The sequence below is a fragment of the Tychonema sp. LEGE 07196 genome (assembly GCF_963890365.1).
Classification (GTDB): domain Bacteria; phylum Cyanobacteriota; class Cyanobacteriia; order Cyanobacteriales; family Microcoleaceae; genus Microcoleus.
In genome coordinates, this window is the sequence record NZ_CAWPRX010000204.1 from 1 (window position 1) to 14,741 (window position 14,741).

15 protein-coding genes and 1 pseudogene are annotated in these 14,741 nt (G+C 46.6%); 4 read left to right on the forward strand and 12 right to left on the reverse strand.

What is annotated here, in order from left to right; translation table 11 throughout:
• Positions 1 to 122 precede the first annotated feature (122 nt).
• From AACV78_RS25220 to AACV78_RS25255, 8 genes and pseudogenes are all read right to left on the reverse strand, one after another.
• Positions 123 to 605, reverse strand: a pseudogene (locus AACV78_RS25220) (DUF6816 family protein); the annotation flags it as partial.
• Positions 606 to 783: 178 nt separating this feature from the next.
• Positions 784 to 1,191: a ChuX/HutX family heme-like substrate-binding protein gene (locus AACV78_RS25225; RefSeq protein ID WP_194010209.1), complete on the reverse strand. Its 408-nt coding sequence runs from the start codon at positions 1,189 to 1,191 to the stop codon at positions 784 to 786.
• Positions 1,188 to 1,340 carry a hypothetical protein gene (locus AACV78_RS25230; RefSeq protein WP_194010208.1) on the reverse strand — a complete coding sequence of 51 codons (153 nt, stop codon included), beginning with the start codon at positions 1,338 to 1,340 and terminating at the stop codon, positions 1,188 to 1,190. Before AACV78_RS25230 ends, AACV78_RS25225 begins: the two co-directional genes overlap by 4 nt.
• A complete protein-coding gene (locus AACV78_RS25235; protein WP_194010207.1) occupies positions 1,337 to 2,290 on the reverse strand; it encodes a PhoH family protein in 954 nt (317 codons plus the stop codon). Before AACV78_RS25235 ends, AACV78_RS25230 begins: the two co-directional genes overlap by 4 nt.
• Before the next feature lie 628 nt (positions 2,291 to 2,918).
• Positions 2,919 to 3,410 carry a KH domain-containing protein gene (locus AACV78_RS25240; RefSeq protein ID WP_194010206.1) on the reverse strand — a complete coding sequence of 164 codons (492 nt, stop codon included), beginning with the start codon at positions 3,408 to 3,410 and terminating at the stop codon, positions 2,919 to 2,921.
• Entirely contained in the window at positions 3,346 to 3,633 is a 288-nt protein-coding gene (gene rpsP / locus AACV78_RS25245) for a 30S ribosomal protein S16 (RefSeq protein ID WP_194010205.1), read from the reverse strand. The genes AACV78_RS25240 and rpsP overlap by 65 nt, the downstream gene beginning before the upstream one ends.
• 57 nt (positions 3,634 to 3,690) lie before the next feature.
• A complete protein-coding gene (locus AACV78_RS25250) occupies positions 3,691 to 3,864 on the reverse strand; it encodes a hypothetical protein (RefSeq protein ID WP_194010204.1) in 174 nt (57 codons plus the stop codon).
• Positions 3,865 to 3,940: 76 nt separating this feature from the next.
• Positions 3,941 to 5,275 (reverse strand): D-alanyl-D-alanine carboxypeptidase, encoded by a 1,335-nt coding sequence (locus AACV78_RS25255; RefSeq protein ID WP_194010203.1) that lies wholly within the window; start codon positions 5,273 to 5,275, stop codon positions 3,941 to 3,943.
• Between the two features lie 487 nt (positions 5,276 to 5,762).
• Here AACV78_RS25255 and plsX point away from each other — a divergent pair, with 487 nt between their 5' ends.
• From plsX to AACV78_RS25275, 4 genes are all read left to right on the forward strand, one after another.
• Positions 5,763 to 6,812, forward strand: coding sequence for a phosphate acyltransferase PlsX (gene plsX / locus AACV78_RS25260; protein WP_194010202.1), 1,050 nt, complete (start codon positions 5,763 to 5,765; stop codon positions 6,810 to 6,812).
• A 158-nt stretch (positions 6,813 to 6,970) separates the two neighbouring features.
• Positions 6,971 to 7,972 carry a beta-ketoacyl-ACP synthase III gene (locus tag AACV78_RS25265; protein ID WP_194010201.1) on the forward strand — a complete coding sequence of 334 codons (1,002 nt, stop codon included), beginning with the start codon at positions 6,971 to 6,973 and terminating at the stop codon, positions 7,970 to 7,972.
• A gap of 547 nt (positions 7,973 to 8,519) precedes the next feature.
• The gene (gene fabD, locus AACV78_RS25270; protein WP_194010200.1) at positions 8,520 to 9,401 is read left to right on the forward strand and encodes an ACP S-malonyltransferase; all 882 of its coding nucleotides are present in this window, start codon (positions 8,520 to 8,522) and stop codon (positions 9,399 to 9,401) included.
• Between the two features lie 242 nt (positions 9,402 to 9,643).
• Positions 9,644 to 10,282 carry a 1-acylglycerol-3-phosphate O-acyltransferase gene (locus tag AACV78_RS25275; RefSeq protein ID WP_194010199.1) on the forward strand — a complete coding sequence of 213 codons (639 nt, stop codon included), beginning with the start codon at positions 9,644 to 9,646 and terminating at the stop codon, positions 10,280 to 10,282.
• 76 nt (positions 10,283 to 10,358) lie between these two features.
• Here the strand turns inward: AACV78_RS25275 and AACV78_RS25280 are convergent, their stop codons facing one another.
• The 4 genes from AACV78_RS25280 to AACV78_RS25295 all read right to left on the reverse strand — a co-directional run bounded on the left by AACV78_RS25280 (position 10,359) and on the right by AACV78_RS25295 (position 14,632).
• The gene (locus AACV78_RS25280) at positions 10,359 to 10,895 is read right to left on the reverse strand and encodes a GAF domain-containing protein (RefSeq protein WP_194010198.1); all 537 of its coding nucleotides are present in this window, start codon (positions 10,893 to 10,895) and stop codon (positions 10,359 to 10,361) included.
• Positions 10,896 to 11,213: 318 nt separating this feature from the next.
• Positions 11,214 to 11,804, reverse strand: coding sequence for a YdcF family protein (locus tag AACV78_RS25285; protein ID WP_194010197.1), 591 nt, complete (start codon positions 11,802 to 11,804; stop codon positions 11,214 to 11,216).
• A gap of 704 nt (positions 11,805 to 12,508) precedes the next feature.
• Positions 12,509 to 13,339 (reverse strand): GUN4 domain-containing protein, encoded by an 831-nt coding sequence (locus tag AACV78_RS25290; protein WP_194010196.1) that lies wholly within the window; start codon positions 13,337 to 13,339, stop codon positions 12,509 to 12,511.
• Positions 13,340 to 13,489: 150 nt separating this feature from the next.
• Positions 13,490 to 14,632, reverse strand: a complete 1,143-nt coding sequence (locus tag AACV78_RS25295; RefSeq protein WP_194010195.1) for an ATP-binding response regulator — start codon at positions 14,630 to 14,632, stop codon at positions 13,490 to 13,492.
• Positions 14,633 to 14,741 lie beyond the last annotated feature (109 nt).

The window sequence follows — 14,741 nt, forward strand, 5'->3', positions numbered from 1 at the left end:
GAGTTGTCAAAAAGCCTGTCTCAAAATTTCGCTCTAAACAAGTTAAGCATAGAGGTACTGGAATCATCATGAATCCTCCTGTATTTATTGTTTTAAGCACTGCATAGCCCTTAACTGAACCGTATTGGGCGATCGCCTTTGAGTATGGTAATCTGGCGGTTGGGATTGTTCGGATCGACTTTCACCGAAAGTACGCCGCCGTCGCCTAAATAGGCTTTGGCGATGTTCAAACCGTTAAAAGCGCGATCGGCTACAATCTTTCCAGCTAGCTTAAATTTATAATTAGAAACAAAACTTCTATTTTTTTCTGGTTGAAATCGCACTTTAAATAATATCGGCTGCTGCAAATACTGGCGGTTGTTTTCAAACCCGGGCGTGACAATATTTGGGGCTAAAGGAGCGGCTAAATCTACCAAAGTGCTGGCAACATTCCAATCGCCCGCCATCCAATCGGGATACACCAAATCTCCCTTAGCTGCAGGGATGGGAGGCTTGCTATTCCAATTGGGAAAACTGGAAATGCGATCGCCCAAAACTCCCGCCTGCGCGCCGCCACCCCACAAAATCAACGCGCAAACCAAACAAAAACCCCAAATTAATTTCATACTAAATGATATTCAAACAGCTAATTGTATCTATTAATCAAAAAGGTTCGTAGTGAGGAGTTTAGTCCTAATTTTTGCGAACTAAATTCCTCACTATGAACCTTTTTTAGTCAGGAGTTTTGGGCTGTTTTACAGACTAAAGTCCGAACAATCGAACCTTTTTTATTATTATTTAGCTTTAAAGTGTTTCAACCGGTGCTGGCTCCCAAACTTCACCGTATTGTTCTTTCAATTCTTGCCAATTTTCTACTTGTCCCGGTTCATATTCTCCCGGCTTTCCCCACTGCAAAAATGCGCTCAAAGCAGCATCATTTTGTTCGTCTAAAAAACGAATTGCATAGGTGGTGAAATTGCCTCTTTTTGCCTCGCCAGTCTCAAATTTCACTTGTTTGATTTTGTCCATATTCAAGTGAAATTCAAATATTTCGGCGTGCATATTTGCATACTTACCCTTGGGCAACTCTGCGTAAAACAGCTTGTGTATTGAACCGCGCACTTCCAGCACTGCCGCGCTGCTAGTCACGATTAAACGCAGTGTCCCCAATTTTTCGCAAGCTTCTAAGAATTCTTTAAGAGTCGCAGTCATATCACTTTGGGATTTTGGATTTTGGATTTTGGATTAAATCGACAAGAAGCAAAGGTTAGTTGGAAAGCAGGAAAATTAATTAGATCAAAAAGGATAATTCTTCCTTCTTTCTTCTTCCTTCTTCCTTCTTCCTTCTTCCATTCATTCATTTTTCGTACATTTCGTAAGCAGCGACAATCCGCTGTACTAACGGGTGTCTCACCACGTCTGCTTGAGTGAATTCGCAGAAAGCTATGCCTTCAACGTTTCCCAGAATATTTTGAGCAACTGACAATCCCGACTGTTGATGTGCGGGCAAATCTGTTTGAGTTAGATCGCCGGTGACTACCATTCTCGATCGAAAGCCGAGACGAGTCAACACCATTTTCATTTGAGCCGGAGTCGTATTTTGAGCTTCGTCCAAAATGACGAAAGCATTGCTGAGAGTGCGCCCCCGCATATAAGCTAAAGGAGCTACTTCGATCAGGCCTCTTTCCATTAAATCGGCCATTTTGTCGGGTTCGATCATTTCTTGCAAGGCGTCGTAAAGCGGGCGCAAGTAGGGATCGACTTTTTGCTGCAAATCTCCGGGCAAAAATCCTAATTTTTCGCCAGCTTCTACGGCTGGCCTGGTTAAAATCAGCCGTTCGTACTGCTTGCTTAATAGCGCTTGTACGGCGAAAATAGCTGCTAGAAATGTTTTGCCAGTACCCGCAGGGCCGATGCAAAATGTCAGGTCGTGGGTGCGTACTGCTTGGACGTACTGGCGCTGCTTGAAGGTTTTGGCTCTGATTTCTTCGCCGCGGCGGGTTTTGGCGAGCACGTCTCGCTGCAAGTTTTGTAAATCTTCTTGGCGGTTGCTATCCAAAGCTTGGCGCGCTGTTTGGATTTCTACTCCGGTAATGGTTTTGCCGGCTTTCCAGAAGTCGGAGAGCGATCGCACTAATTGATGACACAATTCTACTTGAGTTTTTGTGCCAGAAATCAGCAGTTCTTGCCCTCGCATTACCAGGTTAGCGCCGGTTTGCTTAGAGATAATTTTCAAGTTTTCTTCTTGATTGCCGGCCAGCGAGATAGCGCTTTGAGTGTTCGGCAACTCAATTGTTAGTTTTTCAGTCATGCCAGCATGAGCTCCTCCAAATAAGCAATTGTAGCAGTGGATAGCAAACAGCAAACAGCAAACAGTTATGTATGGGAATCAAACCATTTATCTGTAACGATTATAGTTGTGATTCGTGAGGTTATATCAATTCCGGTTGCACACCTCATGATGTTAACGGTTAACGGTTAACAGTTAACAGTCAACGCCTGAATTTACTATTCTGATGCTAACAGATTTGATAGATATTATTTACGTTCGCGCCAGATTTAACGGTTGCTAGAAAATTTAACTATCGATGGTTAAATTAGCTGGCTTTTGCGAACAAAAAGACGCCAGGTACTAAGTTTTACCTAGTATCTAAGGCGTCTTTTCTGTTTAAATGAATGAGTTTGGTGCTTGCGGCACAAATCAAATCTCCCTTCTTTGAAGTCACACAACTTGAGATTTTAGATTGTAGATTCTTCGACTTCGCTCGCGAACAAGTTTTAGATTTTAGATTTACCTGATGCTGCTGAGATTTGAGATTGAAAATTTTAGATTTGTGTCCGATCGCAAAATCGGCCATCTAAAATCACAGGGGGCTTGTAATACCAAGCCTACAACAGGCAATCTAAAACCTAAAATTGTTTTTGGATTTTGCAGTTAGTTAATAACCGGGAGTATTTCTGCTCGTTCTAAACGTAGGTGTGTTAGTACGGCGAGGTTGTTCTCTCGGAGCTCTGCTAGGTAAGGGAGTAGGCGAGGGAGGCGAAGTTCGGGGTCGGAAATCTCCTCGATCGCGCATACCGCGATCGCCCCTAGGTGGCCCGGAGCCTCGATCGCCTCCTTCGCTATCGTATACGTCTAAGTAGAGCGACTGACCCACAGTTTGCGCCACCGCTTCGAGGGTAGTTCTAATTGCCTGAATATTGCGTCCGCCCCTACCATAAACCCGCCCCTTGTCAGGATCTTCAAAAGCGAGCCTTACCCAGACGCGAGATTGGCGGGGGTGCAGTTCGCAATCAACCCGCAAAGAGTCCGGCGACTCCAGAAAAGGTGCAATTAAAAACTGTATCAGTCCAGCATAGTTAGGGCTAGCTGACTGCTGTTGTGCTGCTGGACTCAACGTTGGCTCCGGCTCCGACTTGTTCAAATACATTAGCTTTTCTCAGGATGTCACGCACGGTGTCAGTTGGCTGAGCGCCTTGTTGGAGGCGCTTGACAATCGCTGGAACATCCAGCCTGGTTTCGTTATTTCTGGGGTTGTAGAAGCCGAGTTCTTCTAAGGGACGGCCGTCGCGGCGGGTAGAACTGTTCATCGCTACAATCCGGTAGCTGGTCTCGCGTTTTTTCCCGTATCTCTTCAATCGCAGTTTGATCATCTTCTTGCACAATAGTCCTCGCTCAATTGTGACATACTCCAGGCGAGAAATCTCACATTATGCTCTGGGGCATTCACCGCAACTGTTGACTGTTGACTCTTGACTGTTGACTGCTGACTGCTGACTGTTGACTGCTGACTGCTGACTGTTGACTGTTGACTGCTGACTGTTGACTGTTGACTGCTGAATGTTGACTGTTGACTGTTGACTGTTAAGAGGGCCCGCACTCACAGGCACCGCCCCTACCTACTGACTAAGGACTACTGACTACTGACTACTGACTACTGACTAAGGACTAAGGACTTCTTCAACCTCCGAGCAAAATATCGCTGCGATTTGCCGCGCCTAGGGCCGGTCTGGCACCGTCTATATGCGGTGTAATTGCTATAGGTAAAGCCGTTGCAGTGCCCCACTGCTGCACCAGCTTTTGCAAAAATATATCTTGCTGCTCTCTCAAAGAGTCCCAATCGGTGCCGCGATTGATAATTGCAAACCAAACTAAGCCCCGATCGCGCGTGGGTATGGCTCCAGCCAAAGCAATCACCGTATTCAAAGTACCAGTTTTCACCACAGCCGATCGCGGAATGTGTCGGTGTTCCAAAGTTCCTTTATCGCGCCCGGACACCGGAAACAAGTCAGCAATCGTCAGCCCTGTAGTCTGAAGGTTGCGCCCGATCGCCTGCATCATCCCGCAAGCCGCCCTCGGAGACATTTGATTTTCGACTCCCAAGCCCGAACCGTTAATTAATTGAAGTTCCGCCTGCGGCACCCCAGCAGCCCAAGTCGCTTGTTGCTGAACAACTTTTGCCCCACCCAAATTGTCGGCCAGCATTTGGGCAATTTCATTGTCGCTGTGGACATTCATCTGCTTGAGAATTTCGGCTAAAGGAAGCGATCGGCGCTTCAACAGCAAACGCCCGGAAGCGGGAATTTTTTGAGCGATCGGGCTGCCGGCGATCGTTACTTGCGGCTTTCGGGTGCCCGGAGCCATCTTAGAATAGATTGCCAGCAGGTCTGGCGACCAACTGCGACTATCTAGAGCCTGTCGCATACCCTCCCCCGCAACCAGAGGATCGGACTGGTAGTTCATGGGAAAATTGCCAGTTACGACCAAATTTCCCGCCACGCGATTGATACCCATTTGATTGAGAGCATTACCCACGGCGATCGCCTCCTCCCACACAAACAGCGGATCGCCCCCGCCAGCGATCACCAAATCCCCCTGCAACACCCCATTCCTAATGGGCCCCGTTCCCCAGAACCGCGTTTCAAACTGATGATCCGCGCCCCAAGTTTCTAGGGAAGCCAGAGAAGTCGCAATCTTAGTCAGGGAAGCCCCAGGCATCAGCACCGTCCCCTGCTGACTTACCAGCGGCAGCATTCCGGCTTGCACCCAAATTCCCTGATTGCCGTCGATGAGATGCTTCGCCTTCAAATCTTTTAAATATTCCTGCACGGCAGCTTCTGCGGGCAAGTCTGGATTTGCCGCATCTATTTTCCCAAAAGCCAGCTCTTCGGCCACCACTAACCCAGGAATCCCTCCCCGCCAAGCCAGCACCGACACGGCGTTGGGTGCGGCACTGCGTACCCCAGCCATGTCGAGCCACAGAGACATGATTCCCGAGCTAAATAAATCCAGCATTTTTTACTCCTAAGTCAGTCAGTCGATTTGAGATTTGAGATTTGAGATTTGAGATTTTAGATTTAGTCCACAGCTCAATCTGGGAGATTGAACAAAAGTCTAAAATTGTGGGCGGCTCACCACGAATGGAAGCAAGTATCCGTTTTTCGGCGGGGCGCACAGTAAACTATTCGGTTGAGTTTTTCAATTTGCAGTCAAAAAAATAAAGTAGGGACAAAACAAGCTCTCTCAGAGTAGTAGGTAATGACAATTGTCCGATCGGGCGCGAGCAGATTTTAGTGATTTATTCGCTTTTCTGGATTCAGACTCCAGATCCGCAAAAAACCGATACCCTGCCCCCGAATGCTGAAGTGAATACTCCCAAAATTTTAAAGCCTAGTTCCTCCACCCAGATTCAATACTGCAAGCCAATCTAAAATCTCAAATCTAAAATCTCAAATCGACTGACTTCCTGGTAAAATTTTTAATGTTTCTCAAACATTGGTCAATGGGATCGACACGCGCAAGAATTGCAATAGACGCTATGGGTGGGGATCATGCCCCCGCCGAAGTTGTAGCTGGAGCACTTAAGGCACAGGAAGAATTAGGCGTCGAGATTTTGCTGGTGGGCGACCCGCAGCAAATAGAAGAGTCGCTACGTCTTCAAGACGCGATCGGCCGCGTCTGCAAAGGTCAGCTAGAAATCGTTCCTTCTGAAGGAACGGTAGAAATGCACGAAGAACCTTTAAGTGCCCTCAAACGCAAACCCAAGGCTTCGATTAACGTAGCCATGAACTTGGTAAAGCAGCAGCAAGCTGATGCTGTGGTGTCCGCCGGTCACTCCGGCGCGGCAATGGCTGCGGCCCTGCTGAGGTTGGGGCGGCTCCCCGGAATCGATCGCCCTGCGATCGGTGCGGTTTTGCCGACAATGGTATCGGGCAGCTCCGTACTCATTCTCGATGTTGGCGCTAACGTGGACTGCCGCCCCAAATTTTTGGAGCAGTTTGCTCTGATGGGAACTATTTACAGCCAGTGCGTTCTGGGCGTAGCCGAACCAAAAATCGGTCTGCTCAATATTGGCGAAGAACCTTCTAAAGGTAACGACGCGGCGGTACGCACCCATCAATTATTGGTGGACAATCCTCACATTCCTTTTGTAGGCAATGCCGAAGGCCGCGACGTGCTGTCGGGGAAGTTCGACGTGATTGTCTGCGACGGGTTTGTAGGCAACGTGTTGTTGAAGTTTGCCGAAGCGGTGGGCGAAGTCGTGGTGCAAGTGCTTAAGGAAGAATTGGCAGCCGGACTCAAAAATCAAATTAGTGCTCCCCTCCTGCAAGAAAGCCTCAAGGGGTTCAAGCAGCGGGTAGACCACGTTGAACACGGCGGCGGTTTGCTGTTGGGCGTTGCTGGAGTTTGCATTATCAGCCACGGTTCGTCTCAAGCTGCCTCGATTTTTAATGCCATTCGTTTGGCGAAAGAGGCTATTGACAACCAAGTGCTGGAACGAATTCGCTCTGAAAATCGCGAAACCGCTCTGGAACAAGAAGCTGTCAATTAGAGGCAGTAAGTAGAAATTAAAAATTAAAAATGTCAAATTAAACAATCTGTTTTACTCGCTAAAAAAGTAATTTCAGTAGTTTAAAAAAGAAGTTTAATTTGTAATTTTTAATTTTTAATTTTTAATCTTTGAACTCAATAGCGAGTAAATGGAGAGGAATGTTGCAGCAATCAGGGTTTGGTATTGCCGTCACGGGTAGCGGTTCTTGTACACCGCAGGTTTCCCTTGATAATAACGGTTTGAGTCAGATAGTAGAAACTTCTGACGAGTGGATTGCGGCGCGAACTGGTATTCGATCGCGCAGGCTGGCGGACGATCGCACTTCTTTGTGCGATTTGGCAACTGAAGCATCCCGAAGGGCGATTGAAATGGCAGAAATTTCGCCCGCAGATATCGATTTGATTATTTTGGCTACCTCAAGTCCCGACGATTTGTTTGGTAGTGCAGGCAAAATTCAATATCAGTTAGGCGCAACAAAAGCTGTGGCTTTCGATCTGACAGCAGCTTGTTCTGGTTTTGTTTTTGGTTTAGTTACAGCCTCGCAGTTTATTCGGACAGGGGTTTATCAAAATGTTTTGCTAATTGGAGCAGATATTTTATCTCGCTGGGTAAATTGGTCGGATCGGGGTACTTGCATTCTATTTGGAGACGGTGCAGGTGCGGTGGTATTGCAAGCTTCCGAAGTCGATCGCTTTTTGGGATTTGAAATTCGCAGCGACGGCACGCAAAATGCGTCTCTCAATTTGGCTTTCAACGCCGAATCAAAAGAATTAATTGAAGGCGTGAATATCGGAGTAGGCGGGTTTGGGCCCATCACAATGAACGGTCAAGAAATCTATCGTTTTGCGGTAAAAAAAGTGCCGGAAGTCATAGAAAAAGCTATGTTTCGGGCCAATGTCAGCGCGGCAGAAATAGACTGGCTGCTGTTGCACCAAGCCAATCAGCGGATTCTTGATGCAGTTGCTCAAAGGCTGAAAATTCCCCCGGAAAAAGTCATCAGCAATTTGGCAAATTACGGCAATACCTCAGCGGCTTCAATTCCGATTGCCTTAGACGAAGCCGTGCGTCAGGGTAAAGTTAAAGCAGGCGAGACTATTGCTGCTGCTGGTTTTGGTGCTGGTTTGACTTGGGGGGCGGGGATTTTTCAATGGGGAAGGTAGTAGGATTTTAGATACTTCGGCTTCGCGAGTGCACGAGTTTTAGATTTTAGATTTTAGATGGGGGAATTACTGATGAACTATGGGTTGGGATCGCGGGCCGGCGGTTTCATTTTTTTAGGTAGCTGGTATAATATTTTTTGGCAGATTTCAACTTGCCAAGCGTGATTTTCGGGAGTGCGACGATTGAAAAATAAAAATTCTTTACCTTTTTAAGAGGTTGTAAATAGGGTAATGCGCGCACAAAGCCGTACATTCTCCGACAGGAATTCTGGAAAAGTGTATGCTGCAATTGAAAATCCTCTATTTTGGGCTCGACTTTCCCCTCGTCGCAGGTGGAAAATTACGCTAGGGCGATCGATCTGAACTAAAGTAGCAAAAAAATATAAACGTAGTAAAAAGCGCAGTTATATGTTATAATTGTGAGTCGCTACTAGATAGTTCGTGAACCGAAAGATAGCGGATACCAGCAAGCGAAATTAAAAGCGGGAAACAAAGAATTTTTGGAATCACTTTCTTAGCAACCACCAATTAGCAGATTACCGGAAAAATGACTAAAACAGCATGGGTATTTCCCGGACAAGGTTCCCAGGCGATCGGGATGGGTGCAGATTTATTAAACTTGCCAACAGCCAAAGCCAAATTTGAGCTAGCCAAAGAAATTTTAGGCTGGTCTGTCCCAGAAGTTTGCCAAAAAGAAGAAGCAAAACTATCTCGCACTCTCTACACTCAGCCTTGCTTGTACGTAATAGAAAGCATTTTGGCAGACTTAGTGCGAGAAAAGAGCGATCGGCCTGCAGTGGTGGCAGGTCACAGTTTAGGAGAATACGTTGCCCTCTACGCAGCAGGCGTGTTTGACTTTGAAACGGGATTGCGCTTGGTCAAACGTCGCGCCGAACTCATGGACACAGCCTCCGGTGGCAAAATGGTGGCTTTGATCGGGTTTGACAGGCAGCAACTAGAACTGCAAATTCAATACAGCCAAGATGTGGTACTCGCCAACGACAACAGCGAAGCACAAGTTGTGATTTCTGGAACTCCAGAAGCAGTAGAAGATTTGCTTGCCAAAATCAAAGTCAAACGCGCCGTTAAATTGAATGTTTCTGGTGCGTTTCACTCTCCGCTGATGGCATCAGTGGCATCAGAGTTTCAACAAGCCTTAAAAGCGGCAAGATTTTCGGATGCTAAAATGCTGGTACTCTCGAACTCAGAACCAACAGCGACTACCAGCGCCGCTACCTTAAAGCAGCGGTTGAACCAGCAGATGACTAAAGGCGTGCGCTGGCGAGAAATTTCGCTGCAATTGCCGCAACAAGGAATCGATCGGGTATTGGAAATTGGCCCCGGCAAAGTTCTCACAGGTTTGATCAAACGGACTTGTCCGGATCTAGACTTGGTAAATGTGAGCAGTTTTGCAGATGTACCCGCTTAATCGATTCTTAACGTTGAATTAAGCCGCAGACTCTAAAATTGAGTTCGTTGGCTCGAAAAGTGGCGAAAAATAAATAGCACAACAGGCAAATTTTACTGCGGCTTGTTGTGCAAAGCCGGTACGGGCGATCGACAAGGCTCGAAAATATCAATTGAAAATGTACAAACCTCAAAATACTGTTCAATTTTGATTGCTGAACTGATAGGCTAATATTCGATGTAATTTAAAATCTCAGGTTTTCCGTGAGCAAAAGTCGCGAACCAGTCGAAAGTTTACTTCTCTACTATTTATTCAAGTGGTCAATAGTCAGCCCGATGCTGCACCTTTACTTTCGGGGCCGCATCTACGGTGCCGAAAACGTTCCAGCAGAAGGGCCGCTGGTAGTAGTCAGCAATCACGCCAGCGATTTTGACCCGCCGATTTTGTCTAATTGCATGAGGCGGCCTGTCGCATTTATGGCGAAGGAAGAGTTATTTAAAGTTCCTATTTTGAAGCAGGCAATTACGCTTTACGGCGCTTATCCAGTCAAGCGGGAAAGTGCCGATCGCAGTGCAATTCGCTCGGCCATCCAGTCTTTGGAAAAAGGCTGGGCGACAGGTGTATTTTTGCAGGGAACTCGCACGCCAGACGGTCGAATTACTGAGCCGAAATTAGGTGCGGCGCTGATAGCTGCTAAGGCGAAAGCCCCGCTGTTACCTGTTAGTTTGTGGGGAACTCATGCGATTTCCATCAAAGGTTTGCTAGTACCGCAACCGGTGCCGTTAACTATACGAATTGGTAAAGTAATTGAGGCGCCCGGTTCGTCGGATCGCCAGGAGTTGGAAGCGCTGACTCAAAGATGTGCAACTGAGATTAATGCGATGCACGATTTGGGCCGCTGATGTGCTCGCAGGTTCGATCGTTCGGACTTCAGTTTTTTCTTTTGAGCGGACTCGCATTCCACACTACTAACCTATTTTATTTCGGTTGCGCGCCCTTAACAAAAGCAACAGCTAAGGGCGAAATTTTTTCTGTAACTGCTGCAATAACTTGGCGGTCAAAGTCAGTCCAGACTCTGGGGCGATCGAAAATACAAGGCTGCAAAACCCCCCACAACAAGCCATCAACACAAAGGTGAGCGTGAATCAAAGCACGATGTCCGAACTCTTTTGCTTCAAAATCTTTGTTGACAACTTCAGGATTTGCTGTTTCGACATCCTCAACAAAAATCGACGGCTCAGCTCGCAAGGCTGCTGCAAACAAAGGGTCTTCTTCCCCTAAAGATTCCGGTTCTTTTTTCCATTCGACAGTGGTAACATCGGGATAGTTCGAGTTGCGACACCAGCAGTAAGCTGCTTTACCTGTTTTGGTTTCAGGATTGCGGAGATAAAGAAAAACGCGATCGCAATTTAACACTTCGCCTAAAGCCGGCAGCAAAGCTGAAAAAACAGCATCCGCAGTCTTGCTGTTACTCAAAATTTGCTCCAAAACTTGCGGCATAATTATGTCAGTCATTAACTTTGGCGATTGAAGTTTATCTACTAATTTTAAACTACTATTTCTGTTTTCTGTTTTGTTTTCTTCTGATTTTTTCTGCTCTGATTGCACATTTTTCATTAGCGTTTTCGTGGTTTGTTAAATTGCGCTATAGGAGACAAGTTTAAAAGCTTGGTTCAGTAAAAAGATTTAAAGCTTGCTCAATCGTGACGTTTGTTTGAAAAACTTACGCATCGGAGTCAAGAAACCGGGGTTGTTTGACTATTATTGAAGGTTTTAAACAAATATTGTGGTGAGAAAACTAGGTTTCTGGCTACCCGTGCATCCCAGAGTAATTTATTCAATTCTGGCTTGGCTGAAGTTAGCACCGGTATAACCCGTTGTCAGCCAAAGAAGGGCTCTAGCGCCGTCGCGAACAGCTTTTTCTACCGGTTCGGGGGTTCGCCCCGAGGGAACTGCTACAGGCTTAAAACTAATGCCTCTACTGCCGAGCACGATTTCGCCGATAATCTCGGCTCGCCGCATATGATCGTCAGAAGTAATCAGATAGACGCTCTCAATCCCTCTAGCTTTCAATTCATCTACCAGCGTGGTAAAATTTGTTACCGTATCCACCGCTCTGTAGTCTAGGTGCAGCCGATCGGACTTAATGCCCGCTTCTGAAAACACCCATTCGGCGAACTCTGGATTGCTGCCAGAAGACACCCAAATTGGCAATTGAGGGTGCTTCTGAGCAAATTTTGCCGCAAACACCTCTCGCTCCGTAGCCCCACCTAGAACTAGCAAAGCTTGGGGTTTCAGAAATTCGCTTTTAAGCTGGAGATAGCCAAACCAACACGCTATCACCAGCCCGACGAGGAACCAAAAACTGCATGAAGTCCTCAAACGCTTGTAACGCCGCGTGTTTGAATTGATTCTTAACCACATCTAAACCTATAAAAATTTTGCATAGCTGACAAAGGAACCATAACAAAAAATACCGCACGTACAACCCACTAACAGGAATTTAAAATTAAGAATTTAAAAAAGGGTCAGGGGATTTTAGATTTTAGATTTTAGATTTTAGATTTTAGATTTTAGATTGAATCTATGGCTTGTGTTGGGCCTGGAAGTGGCGATTTTAGATTGAATAATTGAATCTATAGCTTGTACGGGGCGTACGTAGGTGAATTGGTTAGCGGATACGCACAACAAAAGGGCAAAACCAGGCTTTACCCTTGTGTTGTTGGCGGTTATAAATTTTTGAACGGGACTGGCCGGGTTCGAACCGGCGACCTAGCGCTTCAGATTTGTGTGAGTTTCCCCACTCTCTGGACTATTCCTTCACCATAGGCTTGCAGCCTTTAGGTGGTGGCCGTATGTTTAGGAGGTTTTATTGTGTTTTACTTCCTAAAGCCAGTCTCTGCACCTTCTTTACCTAAACTTAGATAAAGCTTGGCTCAAGATTACCTTATCTGCCGTCAGACTTAGGCTTCCTTGAGTTTGACCACATTCACTCCCAGAGTTTCCTCGCAGGGTGCCCGATTCTTCAGGAGGCGCTTGCTCTATCCATCTGAGCCACAGCCCCAGTTGCTGAACCGTTTTGATTATAGCAGCTTCTTGTCAATTTTGAGTTTTTTAATTTTTGATAATTATCGATCGCCCGCAGCCATTCTCTCCACAATGCGGGCAAAGTTTTCGGCTGCGGTGAGTGTGCCCGCGCCGTAACAAGCGCGCTGTCTCCATGCGGTGACGGGGAGATGTCCGGCGGGGGCATTTTCGCCCCACGAGAGCTCGCTGTAATATTTCCAATTTTCCTTGACTCGCCAGCCGACTCGATCGCACAATTCTGTATATTTCCCCCCAACACTTTCCCAAATCTGATGCTGTACGGTCAATCCGAACCGCCCGCTGCTGTATTGTTGCCAAAGTTGGTCGATCGTGCGAAGGTCTGTAAGAGGAAAGGCGTCAATATCGGCTGCACTCAGCCAGCCTTCATCTTCCCTGACAGCGATTTGCAGCAAAATTTCCCAAGTGTGTTCGTCGGCTTTGCGCCATTTTCCGGTTTCTAACAGCTTTTTGAGTTGTCGGTAATCCATCCCCACTTCAGAGATAGCCGGAGTTTGGTCAGGTATCGCGCCAATTTTTTCTTCGAGTCGGAGTAAAGTGTCGGCTATGAATTCGGGGTTTAGTTGTTCGAGGCGGTACAGAACCCATTCTAACTGAGATTGAATGTAGGTGCGGGCGATCGCACCTTGCTGCAATTCCTGTTGCAACTCGTCAAATCTGGCTGACCAATTTTGTTGATTGCGGGCCGATTCCCACATTTTTTTTGCCCACTGCAATCTAACTTGTTCTTGTTTTAAATAAGTTTTGGAAGGCTTAGGGCGTTGCGGGTAGGGAGTCAAATCCCAGCCGCAAATCGAGCAAAATTCGGCTTTTGCTTCTGTGTATTGGGCACCGCACACTGGACAGTTAGACATATTGCCATAAATTCGGTTGCCAAGTAATTATATGACATCGGGTAAATTAACCATAATTCGATTAGGTACGCAATTTGCAACCTACAATTACAGTTTATCTGTAGTAATGTCGGCATTTCCCACCCAAAAGTTAGAGTTATGTATACCGCTCTAACAAGGCAAACGAATAGTAAACAAGCTGCCTTTACCCAACTCTGATTCTACATGAATTGTGCCGCGGTGAGCTTCGACGATTTGGCGGCAGAGGTGCAGTCCCAAACCCGTGCCGGATTTCTTGTGAGTTCCCGAACCAAACCTTTCAAATAACTTGGTTTTTGCTGCGGCAGAAATGCCAGGGCCGGTATCTTGGATTTGAATAATTACCCAGGCCAGCGGTTGATTTTTGAAGCTCGTATAAGCGGGGGAATTTGCCGCTTTTAAGCTGACATCTATGGAGCCGCTGTCGGTGAATTTGATTGCATTTCCGATTAAGTTTGTCAGCAAGCGGTGCAGCTCCAAACGATCGCCCGGATACTTAGCAATCGGAGCACTTTCTGCACTTTCGCTCAAGTCTAAATTAACCGACAAATTTTTGACATCGGCTAGGGTCGCGAGTTCTTCAGCTACTTCGGTAATAAGCTGGCGCAAGTCCACGGGAGCGAAACTGAGGGATTTGCCGCCTGCTTCGTAACGGTAGACTTCTAGGAGCATATTTACCAGCGCGATCAGGTTTTTGTTGCTGCGAACCATTGTCCCGAAAGCGTCGCTCATCTGAGGGGAGATTTCTCCCAAAGCTCCCTGCTGCATTAAAGTTAGCATTCGATCGGCAGCTACGAGGGGCGTCCGCAAGTCGTGGGCGAGTCTGGAGACAAAATCTTCGCGCTGGAGGGCGATCGAATTTCGTTCGTCTACGCTGTGTTTTAGCCGCAGGAGCGATCGCACCCGAGCTAACAGTTCGTCCATTTCCACCGGTTTGCGGATAAAATCGTCTGCTCCCATATCCAATCCTTGGACTACGCTGGCGCTGTCGTGAGCCGTAATCAGTAAAATTGGGATAAAGGGCAATTCCTTGTTTTGTCGAATGCGCTTGGTGACTTCGTAACCGTCCATTCCCGGCATCATTACATCTAGCAATACCAAATCCGGGGCGGACTTTTCAATTTGGCTCAAGGCAGAAAAGCCGTTATCAGCCGTGCTGATTTCGTAACCTTCTTCTTCAAGGATTGTCTGCACCAATAAAACATTATCTGGTGCGTCATCTACCACCAGAATGCGATCGGCTTTTGTGGCATTGGGAACAGATAAATAGTTCATTTAATGGTTGGCCTTGAAATAAATACTAACTTTTTTAATGTGGCATGATATCCATTTTTTCATATTTTTATACTTATCAACTCTGTCATAAGGAAGATATAAAAAATTA

What these genes read in the sequence shown, in the direction of transcription:
- AACV78_RS25255 (WP_194010203.1), bottom strand. Translation starts at nt 5,275, where the DNA reads ATGCTGGATTTATTTAGCTCGGGAATCATGTCTCTGTGGCTCGACATG.
- AACV78_RS25240 (WP_194010206.1), bottom strand. Translation starts at nt 3,410, where the DNA reads ATGTATTTGAACAAGTCGGAGCCGGAGCCAACGTTGAGTCCAGCAGCA.
- AACV78_RS25290 (WP_194010196.1), bottom strand. Translation starts at nt 13,339, where the DNA reads ATGTCTAACTGTCCAGTGTGCGGTGCCCAATACACAGAAGCAAAAGCC.
- AACV78_RS25225 (WP_194010209.1), bottom strand. Translation starts at nt 1,191, where the DNA reads ATGACTGCGACTCTTAAAGAATTCTTAGAAGCTTGCGAAAAATTGGGG.
- rpsP (WP_194010205.1), bottom strand. Translation starts at nt 3,633, where the DNA reads ATGATCAAACTGCGATTGAAGAGATACGGGAAAAAACGCGAGACCAGC.
- AACV78_RS25285 (WP_194010197.1), bottom strand. Translation starts at nt 11,804, where the DNA reads ATGTGGTTAAGAATCAATTCAAACACGCGGCGTTACAAGCGTTTGAGG.
- AACV78_RS25280 (WP_194010198.1), bottom strand. Translation starts at nt 10,895, where the DNA reads ATGACTGACATAATTATGCCGCAAGTTTTGGAGCAAATTTTGAGTAAC.
- AACV78_RS25235 (WP_194010207.1), bottom strand. Translation starts at nt 2,290, where the DNA reads ATGACTGAAAAACTAACAATTGAGTTGCCGAACACTCAAAGCGCTATC.
- AACV78_RS25230 (WP_194010208.1), bottom strand. Translation starts at nt 1,340, where the DNA reads ATGAATGAATGGAAGAAGGAAGAAGGAAGAAGGAAGAAGAAAGAAGGA.
- AACV78_RS25265 (WP_194010201.1), top strand. Translation starts at nt 6,971, where the DNA reads ATGTTGCAGCAATCAGGGTTTGGTATTGCCGTCACGGGTAGCGGTTCT.
- fabD (WP_194010200.1), top strand. Translation starts at nt 8,520, where the DNA reads ATGACTAAAACAGCATGGGTATTTCCCGGACAAGGTTCCCAGGCGATC.
- AACV78_RS25295 (WP_194010195.1), bottom strand. Translation starts at nt 14,632, where the DNA reads ATGAACTATTTATCTGTTCCCAATGCCACAAAAGCCGATCGCATTCTG.
- plsX (WP_194010202.1), top strand. Translation starts at nt 5,763, where the DNA reads ATGGGATCGACACGCGCAAGAATTGCAATAGACGCTATGGGTGGGGAT.